Source organism: Candidatus Eisenbacteria bacterium (assembly GCA_020847735.1).
Classification (GTDB): Bacteria; Eisenbacteria; RBG-16-71-46; order RBG-16-71-46; family RBG-16-71-46; genus CAIXRL01.
In genome coordinates, this window is record JADLBL010000020.1 from 40,906 (window position 1) to 58,709 (window position 17,804).

The 17,804-nt window shown below is 69.9% G+C and carries 11 protein-coding genes and 1 pseudogene; 10 read left to right on the forward strand and 2 right to left on the reverse strand.

What is annotated here, in order from left to right:
* Nucleotides 1-22: 22 nt before the first annotated feature.
* From aroB to IT347_09045, 6 genes and pseudogenes are all read left to right on the forward strand, one after another.
* Nucleotides 23-1,126, forward strand: a complete 1,104-nt coding sequence (gene aroB, locus IT347_09020; GenBank protein ID MCC6349716.1) for a 3-dehydroquinate synthase — start codon at nt 23-25, stop codon at nt 1,124-1,126.
* A gap of 22 nt (nt 1,127-1,148) precedes the next feature.
* Complete coding sequence (locus tag IT347_09025; protein MCC6349717.1) at nt 1,149-1,595, forward strand: 3-dehydroquinate dehydratase; 447 nt, start codon at nt 1,149-1,151, stop codon at nt 1,593-1,595.
* Nucleotides 1,579-2,145 carry an acetyl-CoA carboxylase biotin carboxyl carrier protein gene (gene accB / locus IT347_09030; GenBank protein ID MCC6349718.1) on the forward strand — a complete coding sequence of 189 codons (567 nt, stop codon included), beginning with the start codon at nt 1,579-1,581 and terminating at the stop codon, nt 2,143-2,145. Before IT347_09025 ends, accB begins: the two co-directional genes overlap by 17 nt.
* A 50-nt stretch (nt 2,146-2,195) precedes the next feature.
* A pseudogene (locus IT347_09035) lies at nt 2,196-3,526 on the forward strand (type IV pilus twitching motility protein PilT).
* Nucleotides 3,414-4,781 (forward strand): acetyl-CoA carboxylase biotin carboxylase subunit, encoded by a 1,368-nt coding sequence (gene accC, locus IT347_09040; protein MCC6349719.1) that lies wholly within the window; start codon nt 3,414-3,416, stop codon nt 4,779-4,781. Before IT347_09035 ends, accC begins: the two are co-directional and overlap by 113 nt.
* A 6-nt stretch (nt 4,782-4,787) precedes the next feature.
* Nucleotides 4,788-5,525 carry a 2-phosphosulfolactate phosphatase gene (locus tag IT347_09045; GenBank protein MCC6349720.1) on the forward strand — a complete coding sequence of 246 codons (738 nt, stop codon included), beginning with the start codon at nt 4,788-4,790 and terminating at the stop codon, nt 5,523-5,525.
* 7 nt (nt 5,526-5,532) lie between these two features.
* Here IT347_09045 and lptG read toward each other — a convergent pair whose 3' ends face one another.
* The gene (gene lptG, locus IT347_09050) at nt 5,533-6,612 is read right to left on the reverse strand and encodes an LPS export ABC transporter permease LptG (protein ID MCC6349721.1); all 1,080 of its coding nucleotides are present in this window, start codon (nt 6,610-6,612) and stop codon (nt 5,533-5,535) included.
* A complete protein-coding gene (locus tag IT347_09055; GenBank protein MCC6349722.1) occupies nt 6,609-8,018 on the reverse strand; it encodes an LptF/LptG family permease in 1,410 nt (469 codons plus the stop codon). The genes lptG and IT347_09055 overlap by 4 nt, the downstream gene beginning before the upstream one ends.
* Nucleotides 8,019-8,187: 169 nt before the next feature.
* Between IT347_09055 and sprA the strand changes: the two genes are divergently transcribed.
* From sprA to nusA, 4 genes are all read left to right on the forward strand, one after another.
* Entirely contained in the window at nt 8,188-14,814 is a 6,627-nt protein-coding gene (gene sprA / locus IT347_09060; GenBank protein MCC6349723.1) for a cell surface protein SprA, read from the forward strand.
* Complete coding sequence (locus IT347_09065; protein ID MCC6349724.1) at nt 14,814-15,746, forward strand: M28 family peptidase; 933 nt, start codon at nt 14,814-14,816, stop codon at nt 15,744-15,746. The genes sprA and IT347_09065 overlap by 1 nt, the downstream gene beginning before the upstream one ends.
* 134 nt (nt 15,747-15,880) lie before the next feature.
* A complete protein-coding gene (locus tag IT347_09070) occupies nt 15,881-16,393 on the forward strand; it encodes a ribosome maturation factor RimP (protein ID MCC6349725.1) in 513 nt (170 codons plus the stop codon).
* The gene (nusA, locus tag IT347_09075) at nt 16,390-17,772 is read left to right on the forward strand and encodes a transcription termination/antitermination protein NusA (protein MCC6349726.1); all 1,383 of its coding nucleotides are present in this window, start codon (nt 16,390-16,392) and stop codon (nt 17,770-17,772) included. The genes IT347_09070 and nusA overlap by 4 nt, the downstream gene beginning before the upstream one ends.
* Nucleotides 17,773-17,804 lie beyond the last annotated feature (32 nt).

Sequence of the window (17,804 nt, forward strand, 5' to 3'; positions counted from 1 at the left end):
CCCGCGTGTAGGTTCCGCGGCGATGGCGGACCTCCTGCTCGGCTATCCACCGGCGGCCGGTCGCTCGCGCGTGCGCGTGGCGCGGGGCGCGCTCGCGCGCCTCGGGGCGTTCGTGCGCGAGACCACGGGTGCGCGTACGGTCGCGCTGGTCTCAGACCGGCGCGTGGACCACCTGTGGGGCGGGCTCGCCCGCCGCTCGCTGCGCCGGGCGGGTGTGGCGGCGCTGCCGTTCCCGGTTCCCGCCGGCGAGCGGGCCAAGTCTCCCGGCCAGCTGGCGCGGCTCTGGGAAGGCTTCGCGGCGGCGGGTCTGTCCCGCGCCGACGCGGTCGTGGCGCTTGGCGGCGGGACGACGGGCGACCTGGCCGGACTGGCGGCCGCGACCTGGCTGCGGGGCGTGCCGTGGGTGTGCGTGCCGACGACGCTGCTCGCGCAGGTGGACAGCAGCGTCGGCGGCAAGACCGCCGTGGACCTCGACGCCGGCAAGAACCTCGTGGGCGCTTTCCACCAGCCGGCCGGTGTGCTCGCTGACCCCGAGGTGCTGGGCACCCTGCCGGCGCGCCAGGTGCGCGCGGGGCTCGCCGAGGTCCTCAAGAAGGGCTTCGCGGTGGAACGGCGGCTCTTCGAGTGGTGCGAGCGCAACGCCGACCCGCTCGCGGCCGGCGAGAGTGCGGCCCTCGCGGAGGCGGTGAAGCGGGCGATCCGCGTCAAGGCGCGAATCGTGCGAGCCGACGAACGCGAGCGCGAGGGCGGACGGCGCACGGCGCTCAACTTCGGGCACACGCTCGGGCACGCCCTCGAGGCCGCGCTCGGCTACCGGCGGCTGCTGCATGGCGAGGCGATCGCGATCGGCATGCGCGTCGCGGCCGAGCTGAGCGTGGCGGTGGCCGGGCTGCCCGCGGGCGAGCGGGTGAGGCTCGAGGCGATGCTCGACCACGTCGGGCTGCCGGTGCACATGCCGGCGGTGCGAATCCCGGCGCTGCGAGCCGCGATGGCGCGCGACAAGAAGCGCCGCGGAGCGGTGGTGCGCTGGGTGTTGACGCCCCACATGGGCGCTGTTACGTTGCCCCGCGCTGTTCCGTATCCGCTCGTGCGTGCCGCGCTGCTGCACGCCGGAGCGCGCGGTTGACGCACGTGTCCGGTGAGCCCAGATGCGCATCCTGATCCTTCACGGACCCAACCTGCACGCGCTCGGCACACGCGAGCCGGAGATTTACGGCCGCGTCACCCTGGCGGACATCGACGCGCGGCTCGTGGCGCTGGGCGGGGAACTCGGCTGCGACGTCGAGAGCCTGCAGAGCGATCACGAGGGCGTTCTGATCGAGGCGCTTTATCGGGCGCGCGGCCGCGTCCACGGAGTCGTGCTCAACCCCGGCGGCCTGACCCACACGAGCGTCGCGCTCCGCGACGCCGTCAAGGGCGCCGCGCTCCCGACGGTCGAGGTGCACGTGTCCAATCCGCACTCGCGGGAACCGTTTCGCCACCAGTCGTTCGTCTCCGGCGCCGCCCTGGCCGTCGTGCAGGGGTTCGGGGCCGACAGCTACACCCTCGCGCTGCGCGGCCTTCACGCGCACCTGAACCATGCCCGGCAAGGGTAGCCGGGCCGGCGGCCGGCCTGCGCGCGGCGTGAAGCCGGCGGCTCGCAAGGCCGATAACGCGGGCGGTGCGTCGGCGGCCGGCTTCGAGCTTCAGGAGCTTCGGCAGCTGATCCGGCTCGTCCAGCGCACCGGCATCGGCGAGCTCGAGGTCGCTTCGGGCGGCCGTTCGGTGCGCATCTCCGCGGTTTCGACGGCGCCGGCTTCCGGGTCGGTCGCCGTTCCCGCCGCCGTTCGCACGGCCGGCCCGGCGCCCGAGGCGCCCCCGGCCGCCGCGCCGGCGCCGGACGCCGCGGCCGCGCCGGCCGGCAACCTCAAGGCCATCACCTCGCCGATGGTGGGCACCTTCTATCGCGCTCCGGCTCCGGATGCCGACCCGTTCGTCGAAACGGGCGACGTCATCGCGGCGGGACAGACGGTGTGCATCGTCGAAGCCATGAAGCTCATGAACGAGATCGAATCCGAGTTCAAGGGCCGCGTGGTGCAGGTGCTGGTGGAAAACGCGCAGCCGGTCGAGTTCGGGCAGAAGCTGTTCCTGATCGACCCGGCCTGACGCGCAGGCCGGGACGCGCCGGGCTCCGGTCCGGCGACGATGGGAGCGACATGAACATCCGCACGGTGCTCGAAAAGATGATCGCGGCGCGGGCCAGCGACCTCCACCTCAAGGCGGGCACGCCCCCCGTCGTGCGCGTGGACGGCGTGCTCTACACGCTCGACGAGCCGCCGCCGTCGGCGCAGGACCTGCGCGAGGTTGGGAACCAACTGCTCAACGAGGAGCAGCGCACCTACTTCTCCTCGCACAGCGAGATCGACTTCGCGTTCGGCGTCTCGGGCCTGGCCCGCTTCCGCGCCAACATCTTCATGCAGCGCGGCACCGCCGCGCTCGCGCTGCGCCACGTCCCGGTCGAAGTGCCGACCCTGGACGACCTCGGGCTGCCGGCGGTGGTCCGCGAGCTGGCCTTCTCCCCGCGCGGGCTCATCCTGGTCACCGGACGCACCGGCTCGGGCAAGTCCACGACCCTGGCGGCCATGATCGACACGATCAACCGCACGACCACGCGCAACGTGATCACGGTCGAGGACCCGATCGAGTTCCTGCATCGCGACCGGTTGTCGTTCATCCACCAGCGCGAGGTCGGGCTCGACACGCAATCGTTCCACGACGGCCTGCGCTACGTGCTGCGCCAGGATCCCGACATCATCCTGGTCGGCGAGATTCGCAGTCTCGAGACCATGAGCACGGCGCTCATGGCCGCCGACACCGGCCACCTCGTCATGTCCACGCTGCACACGACCGACGTCGTGCAGAGCCTGCAGCGCATCATTTCGTTCTACCCGCCCCACCAGCACGACGAGATTCGAATGTCGCTCGCGGCGAACCTGCGTGCCGTGATCTCGCAGCGCCTGATCCCGCGCCGCGACGGCGCCGGCCGCGTGCCGTCGTGCGAGGTCATGGTCAGCACGCCGACGATCCGGGAGTACATCCTCAATCCCGAGAAGATTCCGCTCATCCACTCGATCGTCGCCGAAGGCGTGACGCAGTACGGCATGCAGACCTTCGACCAGTCCGTGCTGGGGCTGCTGCGCGAGGGCCTCATCACCGAGGAAGAAGCGCTGCGAAACTGCAACAACCCGAACGAGCTCAGCCTCAAGCTCAAGGGCATCTCGGCCGCGAGCGACCGCACCTGGCAGCCGGTGGCTTCCGGGTCCGGCGAACGTGCGGAAGGCACCGCGCACGGAGGCGGTGGTCCGGGCGGCGGCAAGAGCCCCTCACCTGAGTGGATGTCCCGCGAGTAGCCCCACCCGAGCCCCCTGCCGCCCATGCTCAAGAAGGTCCTGATCGCCAACCGCGGCGAGATCGCGCTGCGTGTCATCCGAGCCTGCCGCGAACTCGACATCGCGACCGTGGCCGTCTTCAGCGAAGCCGACCGTGACAGCCTTCACGTGCGGCTCGCCGACGAGTCGGTCTGCATCGGGCCCCCGGCGCCCGCGCACTCCTACAACTACATCGCGCGCGTGATCTCGGCCGCCGAGGTCACCGGCGCCGACGCCATTCACCCGGGCTACGGATTCCTGTCCGAGAACGCCCATTTCGCCGACGTCTGCGGCCAGTGCGGCTTCACGTTCATCGGCCCGACGCCCGAGATGATCCGGCGCATGGGGGATAAGGCCGAGGCCAAGCGCACGATGCGCGCCGCCGGACTGCCGCTCGTGCCCGGCAGCGACGGCATCCTCGCGGACGTGGACGAAGCCGCGTCCATCGCCCGGAACATCGGCTACCCGGTCATCATCAAGGCCTCGGCGGGCGGCGGCGGGCGGGGCATGCGCATCGCCTGGGACGATCGCCAGCTGCGGACCGGTTTCGGCATCGCGCAGGCCGAGGCGGGCGCGGCCTTCAACAACAACGCCGTGTACCTCGAGAAGTACATCACCAAGCCCCGGCACATCGAGTTCCAGCTGTTCGGTGACGGACAGGGCGGCGTCGTGCACCTGGGCGAGCGTGAGTGCTCGGTGCAGCGCAACCACCAGAAGCTCATCGAGGAGGCGCCGAGCTCCTTCCTGAGCGCCGAGCAGCGCCGCGACATCGGCGCGCTGGCGGCGAAGGGCGCGGCGAGCATCGGCTACCGCAACGCGGGCACGATCGAGTTCCTGTTCGACGAGGACGGCTCCTTCTACTTCATGGAGATGAACACCCGCATCCAGGTCGAGCACCCGGTCACCGAGGAGGTGACGGGGGTGGACCTGGTCAAGGAGCAGCTGCGGGTCGCCTCCGGCGAGCCGATGTCGTTCGGCCAGGACGACCTGGAATGGAGCGGGCACGCGATCGAGTGCCGCATCAACGCCGAGGACTTCGAGCACGGATTCCGCCCGAGTCCCGGCAAGGTCAGCTACTGGTACAAACCGGGCGGGCCCGGCCTGCGCGTGGACAGCCACGTGTACAGCGGCTACTCGATTCCCCCGTACTACGACTCGATGATCGGCAAGCTCATCGCGCACGGGAAGAGCCGGGCCGAAGCGCTCCGCCGCATGGAGATCGCGCTCGAGGAGATGCTCGTGGAAGGCATCAAGACCACGATTCCCTTCCACCAGCTGGCCCTCCGCCACCCCCGCTTCCGCGCCGGCGACCTCGACACGCGCTTCGTCGAGCAATTGCTCAAGGAGCGCGAGGCCGCCGCCGCGGCGCACTGAGCCGCGGTGGGACGGGCGCGCGAGGTCCGCGTCGCCCTGTGGACGACATCGCGTCCGTGGCCGGACCGCGTCCCGGCGGAAAGCCGCGTCGTCGTGGTGGACGTCCTGCGCGCGACCTCCACGCTGAGCGTCGCGCTCGCGAACGGGGCCTCGCGGATCGTGCCGCTGACCGACACGGCCGAGGCGCTGGCGCGCCGCGACGCCGATCCCGGATCGCTGGCGTGCGGCGAGCGCGACGGGCGCATCGTGCCCGGGTTCGACCTCGGCAACTCGCCGTTCGAGTACGCGCCCGGGCGGGTCCGCGGGCGCACGCTCTACTTCGCGTCCACGAACGGCTCGTGGGCGATGCGCCACGCGGCCTCCCGGGATTCACGTGGGGACGGCTGGACGCTCGGGTCGTTCGTGAGCGCGAACGCCACGCTCGAGGGCGTCGCGAACGACGCGGAGGTGTTCGTCGCGTGCGCGGGCAAGGATGGGCGCTTCGCGCTCGAGGACGCGGCCTTCGCCGGCTGGCTGTGCGCGCGGCTGGCCGAACGGGGAGCGAGGCCCGCCAACGACGCCGCGCGCTTCGCGCTCACGCTCGCGCCCCGCGACGAGACCGAGATCCGCGCCCTCGTCGAGGGCTGCTCGCACGGCCGCTACCTGCGCTCGCTGGGTTCCGAGTTCGCGCGCGACGTCGAGTTCTGCTCGCGTCTCGACGTCGTCGGCGGGGCCCGCACGCCGGAGTCCGCGGCCCAGACTTGAGCGGTGCTCAGCGCCGCTGGGCCTGCACCATCATGTACAGGCCGATGCCGCCGAACAGGATGTCGCCCATCCAGGCGGCCACGTACGGCGGCAGGGAGCCGTAGTGCCCGAGCGCCTGGCCGGCGCGCATGACGCCGTAGTAAAGGAACGAGATGGCGATCGAGAGCCCGAAGCCGAGCGCCGCGCTCTGCGTGCGCAGCCGCGTCGCCAGCGCGCCGCCGATCAGCACGACGACCAGGCAGATGAGCGGAAACGCGAGCTTGAGGTGCAGGTCCACGAGATAGTTCGAGACGCGCGCGCCGCTCGCGCGCAGCCGCTCGACGTACTCGCGCAGCTCGAAGAAGTTCATCTGGTCGGGCCGCGCCGCCTCCTTGGCGAAGTCCTCCGGACGTTCGGCGAGCCCGTTCACGGCCATGCGCTGGAAGGGTTCCGCCTGCTCGCGTCCGCCCACGAACGTGCGCACGAAGCCCGAGACGAACACCCAGCGGGAGCCGTCCCAGCTCGCCTCGGCGGCGTCGATGCGGCGCACGAGCTGACCGGAACGGAACTCCTGGAGCGAGACCTCGTGCATGCGCTGCTCGGGCACGACGTACAGCCGCGCGTACCAGATCCGGCCACCCTCGCCGAGATACGTGAGATTCGGGCGCTCGACGCCGCGGGTGTTCGTGATCTGCTGGATGCCGCGGTTGTAGATCTCGTCACGGGCCCGCGTCGCGGGCGGAACGACCCACTCGCCGAGCAGCAGCGAAAGCACCACGCAGCCGATCGCGACACCGAACACCGGGCGCATGATGCGCACGAGCGACAGTCCCGAGGCGCGCATCGCGGTCAGCTCGCCGAACTTGTTGAGCTGGCCGAGGGCGAGGAACGTCGCCAGCAGCAGCGCCACCGGCAGCATCTTGACGACGATGTCGGGGGCGAGGTTCAGGTAGTAGGCGAGCACGAGGTGGAACGCCGCGCGGTGATCGAGGAACACGTCGATCTTCTCGATGACGTCCACGACCACGAAGATGACGATGAACCCGAGCAGGCCGAGCGCCAGGTACCCGGCGAACTCGCGCAGCACGTAGCGGTCGAGAATCCTCACGCCGCGGCCCCGGGGGCGACGGGAGGTGCGCCGGGCGGCCGCCGGCGGTGCCGTTCCCGCCGGTGCCAGGGCAGGCGGATGTCGCACGCGCGGGCGGTCAGGTCCAGACCGAGCAGCCCGAGCAGGATGTTCGCCAGCCAGATGGCCAGCCACGGCGGCAGCCACAGGCGGTTGGCGAGATCCTCGCCGCCGATCAGGCAGACGTAGTAGAAGAGGAAGAAGCCGATCGAGACGAACGCGATCGCCGGCCCGCCGCGCCGCACGCGCATGCCGATGGGCGCGCCGATCAGCACGAACACCACGCACGCCGCCGGCAGCGCGAACTTCTTGTGCACCTCGACGGACAGGCTCGCCATGCGCCGCCGCAGCCCCTCGCGTTCCATGCGCCAGAGGTCCGCGTCCATGCGCAGGTCGGGGTGGCGCTCGAGCACCGGCTCCAGCGGATCGCCGTGGTGGAACAGCGCCGAAATCGCCAGCCCGGGCCGGGCCGCGAGCGGCGCCCGTTCCGGCGCGAGGCGCTCGAGGTCCGCGCCCGGAACGCCGGCCGCCCGGAAGCGCAGGCGGCGCTGCTCGAGCGAGCGCAGGTACTGCGCTTCGACCTCGCCGCGCTCGTCCAGCAGGGCGCGCGCGCTCTTCTCGCGATCGCCGCGCGAGTTCCGCATCGTCCGCTCGAGCATGCCGCCGGCTCCCTGGACATAGATGACGTGACGCTTGAAGACGAGGCGATGGTAGCGGCGCGGGCCGTCGGCCTCGGGCGGGATCTCGTGGATCTCGCCGTTGGAAAGCTCGATCACCGCGGTGTGCCCGTCGGGCGTGTAGCGCAGGTAGCCGCTGCGGGCGAGGATCGTGGTGGGCGGCCCGCCGGGGTTCATCTGGTAGATGGTCACGCCGCGCATCTCGTTGGTGCGGCCGTTCACCGACTTCACGATCAGGTTGTAGCCGGGCAGGTCGGTGATGAACACGCCTTCCTGCAGCTTGACGGTCGGGCGCATCCGCTGGATGTCCACCAGCAGGTTGGCGAACGCGTGGTTCGCGTCCGGGTAGACGTAGTTGTTGAACAGCGTCAGGCCGACCGCGAGCACCCCGGCCGCGACCAGGGACGGCACGATCACCCGGAAGAGGTGGACCCCGCTCGCCCTCAGGGCCGTGACCTCGTTGTCCTGGGACAGCCGCCCGAACGCCATCAGCTCGGCCACCAGCACCGCGCAGGGCACCGACAGGACGATCACGAACCCCAGCGAGAGCGCAAACAGCTGCAGCACCGCCGCGACCGGGACCCCCCGGTTGATGACCAGGTCCAGGTAGTCGAAGAGCACGTCCATCTCGAGGATGAACGTGATCACCCCGAACCCGAGGAGAAAGGGAACCAGGTGCTGCCTCAGGATGTACCACGAGAGGATCCTCACGGCCGAGCAATCTAACCCGCCCCGTTCGGAAGCCGCCACTCGAATGGGCGGTTTCACCATGTCCGGCCAGGAGCTGCGAGACGAGGCAAATGCTTTGACCCCGGCTTCACGGCGCTGCTACGGTCGCCCGATGCGCGTGCTTCCCGCTGGCCCGCGTCACGCCTGACGCATGCTCGCTTCGCTGACGCTGCCCGCGCTGGCGTTCCTGATGGGCATTTCCGGCATTCCGGGGCTGAACGCGCTGCCCGGGTTGCGAAAGGCTCTCCGGCACAAGCCGCCGCCGGCCGCCGCCGACTCGCTGCCGCCGCCCTGGAAGTCCGCCTCGCGCCTGGCGGTGGAGCACGACTTCCTCAAGCCGGGGATTCCGGCGTTCGGGGCTCCGGGCGCTTCCCTGACGATCGTCCCGACCCTCGATCCACGCCGCCTGATCGTCCGCGTGGACCCCGACTCGGGCGTCTACAAGAGCGACGTCGAGGTGGGCGACCTGCGGCTGGGGATCGGCTACCGCGCGCCGCTGTCGGGCTTCGCGGCGTCGGCCATGCAGCGGAAGTTCAGCCAGCGCTGGATGGAGCGCTCGCGCAAGGACGTCAACTCGCTCGGCGCTTCCACGCCGGCCACGCACACTGGCGTGCAGCTCCGCCTGCCGGTCGCGCTTCCGACGCCGATCCAGAGCCTGCTCGGCCCGGGCGGCCCGGCGCTCAATGTCTCGGGAGCCGAGAACATCCGCATCTCGGGGACGAGCAACTGGACGAACCAGCAGACGGGCCTGCTCGGCCAGCGCCGCTCGCTGTTCCCTTCGCTCGACATGCAGCAGGACCTCGACATCCGCCTCGAGGGTCAGCTTTCGGACCGCGTGAAGGTGAACCTGCTGCAGAACTCGGCGAACCAGGTGCCGCTCGCGAACCGCATCGCGATCAACTACCGCGGCGACGAGGACGATCTCGTGCAGGCCCTCGACCTGGGCAACACGAGCCTGTCGCTGCCGGGCACGCAGTACGTCTCGTACAGCGGCCGGAACGAGGGATTGTTCGGCGTCAAGCTCGCGACCCGCTACGGACCGCTCGACTTCACGGCGCTGGCGAGCAAGCAGGAAGGACGCAGCGAACGCGCGAGCTATTCGGGCGGCGGCGCCTCGCGCACCCCGCAGATGCTGGCCGACTACGACTACGTCAAGGGTCAGTACTTCCTGCTCTACGACCCCAACCTGCCGAATCCCAACGCGCCGGGCCTGCCGTCCGTCTACCGGGTGGACGACACGTCCATCCAGCTCTACCTGGACGACGGCAACTACGGCAACGACACGAACACGCTTCCCGGTCGGGCGGTCGTGGACCCGCTGCGGGCGCTGCTCGGCGGCCGCTATGCAGGCACGCCGACCGACACCGCCGGTTTCCGCGGACGATTCGACCTGCTCAAACCCGGCCCGACCGCCGACTACGAAATCCTGTCCGACTATTACCTGTTCAACGGATTCGCCTACAAGATCATCCGCCTGCGCCAGCCGATCGTGACCAACAGCAACGCCTGCCTCGCCGTCACCTACACGGCGACCCCGCTCGACCTTTCGGGCAACGTGATCGGCGCGCCGATCCGGGTGGGCGGGGACACGGTCTCGACGGCCGGCCCCGACCAGGGTTTCGTCCTGCTCAAGATGCTGAGGGTGCCCCGCAACAAGCAAACACCGCAGGACCCGGCCAATCCGAGCGTTTCCCTGTACGCACCCGACGGCATGTTCGAGCCGGTGCGCGAGCTGGAGATGAAGAACTTCTACCAGCTGAACGGCTTCGGCATCGATCCGACGACGTTCTCGATGCAGATCCAGCAGGGACGGAACGATCCGCCCGACAACTTCGCGTCGCTCGGGGACTCGCTGGTGAGCTACATCGAGCTCGCCGGCCTCGACAACGTCAATGAGAGCGTCTCGCCGCCCGTGAAGGGGCACGATCTCAAGGTGGACGGCACGCTCAACACCGGCGGTTCGCTCAAGTCCTCGACGCGTTACTTCGTGGACTACAAGAACGGCATCCTGTTCTTCCCGGACCCGCGACCGTTCGCGCCGCGCGTCGCGCCGGCGGACTCGCACTACTTCGATCAGGTGATGGACTTCAACGCGAACCGGCGGATGCGATTCGACGGCCCGTCCGACAGCACGAACGCGGCGAACCGCGACATCTACGACAAGTACAGCCTGCAGTCGACCGACGCGGCGTACTACCTGGCCCTCGACTACGCGGCGCAGCGGGGTGGCGGCGAGATCTCGCTGGGCAAGGGTTCGATCCTCGAAGGCACCGAGGTCGTGACGGTGAACGGCGAGCGCTGGACGCGCGACCGCGACTACACCATTGACTACGACCTCGGCCGGTTGTCGCTCAAGCGCCAGCTCGGCCCCACCGACCAGCTGAGCGTGGATTACTCCTACGCGCCGCTCTTCCAGCAGGCGTCGAAGACGCTCCTCGGCAGCGCGTTCCGGCTCGAGGGCCGCAACCGCAGCCTCGGCGGCGCGCTGCTCTACGAGAGCAAGGGGGCCCAGGACCTGCGGCCGCGACTCGGAGAAGAGCCTTCGCGCACGCTGATCACCGACCTCAACACCGAGTGGCGCTTCAAGCCCGAGTTCCTCACCCGGCTGGTGGACCGGCTGCCGGGTGTTCGCACGACCACGCCCTCGGAGTTCAACGTCCAGGCCGAAGTCGGCGCCTCGTTCCCCAACCCGAACACGCGCAACGAGGTTTTCCTCGACGACATGGAGGGCGTCCGCGACGCCGTCTCGCTGTCGCTCTCGCCGCTCAGCTGGAAGTACGCGAGCCCGCCGCTCATCGCCGACGCCGGCGACATCGTCTCGGGCGTCGCCACCATCTCGCGCTCGATCCTCGCCGACACCACGCAGGGCCGGCACCTGCGCAATGCCGAGCTCCGCTGGTATCAGCCGCCCAACTACGTGAAGGAAGGCAACCTCAAGCCGACGCTCGAGGAGGCGCAGGGCTCGAAGAATCCGCGCCAGGTCCTCGCGTTGACCGTGCCGAAGCGGCCGGCGAATGCGCTGCCGAGCGACAAGCTGTGGGCGGGGCTGACCTACCCGCTCGATCAGGTCGGCATCGACCTGTCACGCGCGCAGTTCATCGAGGTCTGGGTGAACGACTTTCGCGACCAGCACGTGCCCGGCACGACCGTGCCGCGCATCCGGGGCGATCACGTCAAGCTGCACATCGACCTCGGCGTCGTGAGCGAGGACCAGATGCGCGCCCCCAATCGGCTCCCCGACGGCCGGCTGCAGAGCGAGGACCAGGTTCCGCGCGACCGGCAGCTGGTCGTGGCCGGCGGCACCGACGAGGACACGGGCTACGACGGCATCAAGGACGAGGACGAGCGCGCGCGCGTCCAGAGCGGCGCCGCCGTAAGGGCGGACCTGACGACGGCGAGCGACACGGATCCCGAGGGTGACGACTACAAGGACCCGGACGACCGCTTCCACGACATCGACCCGCGCAAGTTCACCTTCACCAACGGCAGTGAAGGCAACAAGCGGCTGCTTCCCTACCCCGAGACGGAGGACCTGAACCTCAACGAGCTCGTGGACCAGGACGAGGCCTACTACGAGTACACGATCGCCCTCGACGACACGAGCCGCTACCTCGCCACCGACGTCTATCGCGACTTCGCGAACGACCCGAAGGTGGTGACCCCGGTCTATCCCGACAACGGCTGGCGGCGCTTCCGCATCCCCATCCACGACGAGCAGCGCGTGCAGTTCGGGGTGCCCGACCTGTCGATCGCCCGGAACGTGCGCGTCTGGATCGAGGACCTGCAGAAGCCCGACGAGTCGCAGGTGGCCGGCGAGAACGAGGTGCGTCCGCTGCTGCTGATCGGCGGCATCGACATCGTCGGCAGCCGCTGGCTCGCGAGCGACCTGACGCCGCGGCAGCGGGACACGACCAACACCACGGTGACGCTGAACTCGGTGAACTCGCTCGACGACGCGGACGTGTACGTCTATCCGTTCGACCCGGGCGAGACGCGCAACGGCAACCAGGCGCTGACGCGCCGCGAGCAGTCCATGCGGCTCGAATTCACCGAGCTGGCGCCGGACGACACGCTCGAGGCCTACCGCACGTTTTCGCTGGACGAGAACTACAGCCGCTACGGCGCGCTGAGCTGGTACGCGACCGGCTTCGGGATCGAGAACTACCGCGACCAGCCGAACGACCGGCTCTTCTACTTCGTGCGGTTCGGGACCGACGAGAAGGGTGACAACTACTACGAGGTCAAGCGTCGCGTGCCCGCCTCGGTGCGGGACACGCTGCGGCAGTGGGTGGGTTCGCCGGTGCGCGCCGACCTCGCGGCCATCGCCAACCTCAAGCTGAACGGCGACTACCCGACGATCGCGCCGTTCCTGTACCGCGTGCCCTACGGCGCGGACGGCGACTCGATCATCATCAAGGGCCGCCCGTCGTTCACCCGATTGCGACGCATCTCGTTCGGACTCATCAACGGCTCGGACGCTTCGCCCTCCGGCCCGGTCACGTACCCCGCCGGCGAACTGTGGTTCGACGAGCTGCGCGCCGTGGACGTCGCCAAGGACGTCGGCTACGCGAATCGCCTGCTCGTCAACGGCCGGCTCGCGAACCTGATGACCTACAACGTCTCGTGGAACACGCTCGACGCGAACTTCCTGAGCGTCGGCCAGACGCGCGGCAGCGGCAGCCGCACCTCGAGCCTGGCGATCACCTCGTCCATGGACCTGCACCGCTTCTTCGAGGGCACGGGCATCGTGCTGCCGGTGACGGCGAGCTGGACACGGAACGTCTCGCGGCCTCGTTTCAGCGCCGGAGACGACGTCGTGCGCACCGGCCGTCAGCAGGAGTTGAGCGAGACCGGCTCGCAGTCGCGCACGATCTCGACCTCCTACACGCGCAACTGGAGCCAGCGCGCGAATCCCATTCTCCGCTACACGCTCGCCGGCCTGACCGCGAACATCGCCCGCACCGAGACCGACAGCCACAACCCGACCGGCGGTGGGAACTCGGCGAGCACCAACGCGGGCGTCAGCTGGAACATCGCGCCGAGGTCGCTGCTGGCGCTCGGCCACAAGGGCCTGCCGTTCAAGCTCTACCCGCTGCCCGAGCGCGTGTTCTGGACCTACACCGTTTCGCAGACGAACAGCGAGTCCTACACGCTCGCGCCCGACGGCTCGGGGCGGCGCATTCCGAGCGCGAACACCAGCGGCCGCATCGCGGGTCTGACCTTCGGCGCCGATACGCGGCCCATCGAACTGCTGCGCCACCACATCGAAGGGCAGCGCGCCCTGAGTCTGGTCGGCGTACCGCTGGATCACCTCGGCTTCATCAACTTCGGCCGGCTGACGCAGTGGCGCCAGAGCCTCGATGCGAGCTGGGCCGCGCAGCGGGGAAGCGCCTGGCTGCGGCCGTCGCTGCGCTGGAGTTCGAACTACAGCCAGAACAACGATCTGCTTTCCGAAAACCTGTCGGTGCACGCCATCCAGAACGGCCAGAACATCCAGGTGAACTGGACGCTGCCCTTCGACCAGCTGCGCGGCGCGTCCGCGAATCCGGCCGGAAGGCAGTACGTGCCGCCCGCCGCCAGCGCCCGCCCGCCGGTGCAACGCCCGCCGGCCGGCGCCGAGCAGGGTCCCATCGGCTCGACTCCGGCGGACAGCTCCGGCACCTCGCCCTCGGGCGCCGCCGGCCCCGACTCGCTCGGAGCGCCCGCGGCGCCCGGACAGCCGGGCCCCGCCGATTCGACGGGCGCGGGAGCCCCGGGCGGATCCGCGATCGGCACGGGCGCTCCGGCGGCCGCGGACAGCGCGCACGCGTCGCCGGCGAAGCCGCCGAGGCCGAGCTTCCGGCTGCCGGGCTTGCGCGATCTGCTCGCGCGCGTCGGGCAGGTGCAGACCGATCTGTCCCTCAACCGCTCGAGCAGTTACTCGCGCATGCTCGGCATGCCCGGTCCGCTCTACCTGTTCGGACTGTCCGAGAACCCGGGGCTCGAGGACAGCACCGGGCGCGTCCGTGAGGTCAACGGCAACGCGATCTCGACCGGCCTCGACTGGCGGCTGAACGCGCGCACCCAGGTGCCGCTCGTGTTCAACAGCGCGCTGTCCGTGCGCGGCAGCTACGGCGACCGCACGACGGTCGCGAACGGGGTCGTGGCCCGCACCCGCGAGCGCCGCTTCCCGGACCTCGAGGTGGACTACGGCCGGCTCGCCGACGCGCTGCGGCTGTCGAAGTTCCTGCGCACGCCACAGCTGCGCACCGGCTGGGGCTGGTCGCGATCGTGGGAATACCAGGGCGACCGCTCGCGCCAGATCTCGCAGTCGTCCACGCACGACCTGCGCCCGCTGATTTCGGTTCGAGGCAATCTCAAGAACGGCACGACGGCGGACCTGGGCATCAACATGCGCAACACCTACCGCGAGGTGACGCAGCTCGGCCTTTCCACTCAGACGGACAAGAACACCGATCTGAACCTCACGCTCACGCGCTCGTACTCGCAGGGTCAGAAGGTGAACGTCTTCGGCCGCACGAGCACGGTCCGCAGTTCGGTCAGCATGAGTCTGGCCACCGTCTATTCGCACCGCCAGGGCGAGACTCGTATCGCCGGCGTCGGCGTCCAGAACCAGGTGGACGAGACCCAGCTTTCGGTGACCGGCAAGGGCACCTACGGTTTCAGCTCGAACGTCACCGGCAGCGCGGTGCTCGGCTATAGTGGCCGCACGAACCACGTGCAGAACATCGTCCGCCGCAGCATCCGCGTCGAGCTCAGCGCGCAGTTCACCTTCTGATGGCGACCCGTTCCCGGAATCGGCTGCTGTGGTCCGCGCTGCTCGCTCTGGCGGTGGGCGCGATGCCCGCATGCGCCGGACGCTTCCGGGTGGACGGCGCCCGGGCTCTCGCTCGCGTCAGCCGGCAGGTCGAGGCGGGCCCGCGCATCGCCGGCACGCCCGGCAACGCCGTGATCCGGGAGTGGATCGCCGCGGAGTGCGAGCGGCTCGGCGGCACGGTCGAACGACAGGCCTTCACCGACACGACGCTGGGCCATCCGCTCGAGGTGACCAACGTGATCGCACGCTTCGGTCCGAATGGCGGGCGGCGCATCGTGCTGTGCGCGCACTTCGACACGCGCCCGTGGTCGGACCAGGACCCCGACTCGGCGATGCGTTCGCGGCCCGTGCCCGGAGCGAACGACGGCGGTTCGGGCGTGGCCGTGCTGCTCGAGGTCGCGGAGCTCATGGCGCACCGCGCTCCGCCGGTGGGAGTGGACCTGGTGTTCTTCGACGCCGAGGACCTCGGCCGCAGCGACGCCCCCGACGAGTTCTGCCTCGGCTCGAAGGGATACGCGGCGCGCCTTCCCGCGGCGGGTGACCCGGCGCGTCCGGTGGCGGCGTTCCTGTTCGACATGGTCGGCGATCGCGATCTGCAGATCTGGAGGGAGAAGAACTCGAGCGATCGGGCCTCCAATCTCGCCGCGCTCGTCGTCGAGGGCGCCAGGGCGACGGGGGCGAAGTCGTTTCACGACGAAGTCCGTTACAGCCTCGTGGACGACCACATCCGCCTGCTCGACGCGGGACTCCCGGCGGTGGACATCGTGGACTTCGACTATCCCGCCTGGCACACGCACCGGGACTCCACCGACCAGGTCTCGGCCGCGAGCCTCGCCGAGGTCGCGCGCGTCGCCGCCTGGCTGATCTACCGCAGCCCCCTCGCGAAGCCCTGACGCGGCGCCGCGGGCTCCCCGCGCCGCCGACCGACTTCCGGCTTGCCGCGAGCGGGGGCAATCGGTTAGGTTGCCGGCAGGAGTGGGGCAGGTGCGACCACTCCTTTCTTTGTCTGTAGGGAGCCAAAGTGGATGTGAGAGAAGAGGTTCGCCAGATCGCGACCCCCCTCGCGGAGGAGGAGGGCTACGAGCTGGTGGACGTGGAACAGGCGGCCTCCGGACGGCATCGGGTGATCCGGGTCTACCTGGACAAGCCCGGCGGTGTGAGTGTCGGGGACTGCGCGCGTTTCAGCCGGCGGCTTTCGGACTGCCTGGACATGAACCAGACGGTCGCCGGGAGCTACCACCTCGAGGTGAGCTCGCCCGGGCTGGAGCGGCCGGTCCGGACGCTCGAGCACGTGCGGCGCTTCTCCGGGCAGCGGGTTTCCCTGACGGCGCACGACCCGCACGACGGCCGCAGGAACTTCGAGGGTATCCTGCTCGGTCCGGACGGGGAGCGCGCGGGGCTGCGGTTGGACGAGGGCGAGGAACACTGGTTCGAGTGGTCGGAAGTGAAGTCGGTCCGTTTGGTGGTGGATCCGTGGGCGGGACTGCGGAACTCCAGCGGCCGCGGCGCGGCGGAACGCCGTCGGGGAGGGGCGCGATGAACAACGAAATCCTGGATGCGCTGAGCCAGATCACGCGCGAAAAGAGCGTGGACCGCGCCATGCTCATCGAAACGCTGGAAATGGGCCTCGCGAGCGCCGTCCGCAAGAAGCACGGCGCCACCGCCGACGTTCAGGTCCGCTTCAACGACAAGTCCGGCACGCTCGAGTGCGCGCTCCGCATGACCGTCGTCGAGAACGTCGAGGATCCCGCGTTCCAGTGGACGGTCGAGAAGGCCCGCACGCACCGCCCCGACGCGAGCGTCGGCGACGTCATCGTCCTGCCGCTGCCGATCTCCGAGTTCGGCCGCAACGCGATCCAGACGGCCAAGCAGGTGCTGATCCAGCGCGTGCGCGAGGCCGAGCGCGATCGCGTGTTCAAGGAGTACGCCGACAAGACCGGCCAGCTCGTGCGCGGCGTGGTGCAGCAGGTGGACCGCGGCAACGTCATCGTGAAGCTCGACTTCTCCGAGGGGCTGCTGCCCGCGCGCGAGCAGATCCCGCGCTCGTACCACCGGCAGGGCGACTACGTGCGCGCGGTGGTGATCAACGTGGACAAGGCCGCGAAGGGTCCCCAGGTCATCCTGTCGCGCACCCACCCGGATTTCCTGCGCCGGCTGTTCGAGTCCGAGGTGCCCGAGATCGCGGACAAGATCGTCGAGGTCAAGGCGGTCTCGCGCGAAGCCGGCGCGCGCTCGAAGATTTCGGTGCTCTCGACCGACCCGCGCGTGGACGCGGTCGGCTCGTGCGTCGGCCTGAAGGGCTCGCGCGTGCAGAGCATCGTGCGTGAGCTCGGCGGCGAGCGCATTGACATCGTGCCGTGGTCCAGCGATCCGGCCGTGTTCGTGTCGCGCGCGCTCGCGCCGGCACGGGTCATGGACGTGAAGGTTGCCGAGGCCGACCAGCGCATGATCGTGGTGGTCGCCGACGACCAGCTGTCGCTGGCGATCGGCAAGGGAGGCCAGAACGCGCGTCTCGCGGCGCGGCTCACGGGCTGGAAGATCGACCTCGTGTCGAAGAGCGAGGAGAAGAAGCGCCACGAGCTCGAACGCGCGAGCCGGCTCGAGGTCGAACGCCTCGAACTGGGCGAGGCGACGACCGAGAAGCTCATCAGCGCGGGAATCGAGACGGTGCAGGAGCTGGTCGCGACGCCGCTCGAGAAACTCATCGAGATCCCCGGCGTCGGCGAGAAGACGGCCGAGAAGGTGCTCGCGACCGCGCAGGAGTTCATGGCCGCGCAGGCCGCGGCGCTCGCCGCGGCGGCGGTCGAGCACGAGTTCTCGCCGGAAATGGAACCGGCCGCGGAGGCCCTGCCCGCCGGGGAGAACTCCGGGGCGTCCGCGTCGCCTGAAGCCGCGGAAGGAGCGAGCCGTGGCGAATAGTCCCGCAACGCGGAAGCAGCGAATCTACGAAG

Excerpts from the sequence above, each read along its gene's own strand:
- accC (MCC6349719.1), top strand. The coding sequence starts at position 3,414 with ATGCTCAAGAAGGTCCTGATCGCCAACCGCGGCGAGATCGCGCTGCGT.
- nusA (MCC6349726.1), top strand. The coding sequence starts at position 16,390 with ATGAACAACGAAATCCTGGATGCGCTGAGCCAGATCACGCGCGAAAAG.
- accB (MCC6349718.1), top strand. The coding sequence starts at position 1,579 with ATGCCCGGCAAGGGTAGCCGGGCCGGCGGCCGGCCTGCGCGCGGCGTG.
- sprA (MCC6349723.1), top strand. The coding sequence starts at position 8,188 with ATGCTCGCTTCGCTGACGCTGCCCGCGCTGGCGTTCCTGATGGGCATT.
- IT347_09065 (MCC6349724.1), top strand. The coding sequence starts at position 14,814 with ATGGCGACCCGTTCCCGGAATCGGCTGCTGTGGTCCGCGCTGCTCGCT.
- IT347_09025 (MCC6349717.1), top strand. The coding sequence starts at position 1,149 with ATGCGCATCCTGATCCTTCACGGACCCAACCTGCACGCGCTCGGCACA.
- aroB (MCC6349716.1), top strand. The coding sequence starts at position 23 with ATGGCGGACCTCCTGCTCGGCTATCCACCGGCGGCCGGTCGCTCGCGC.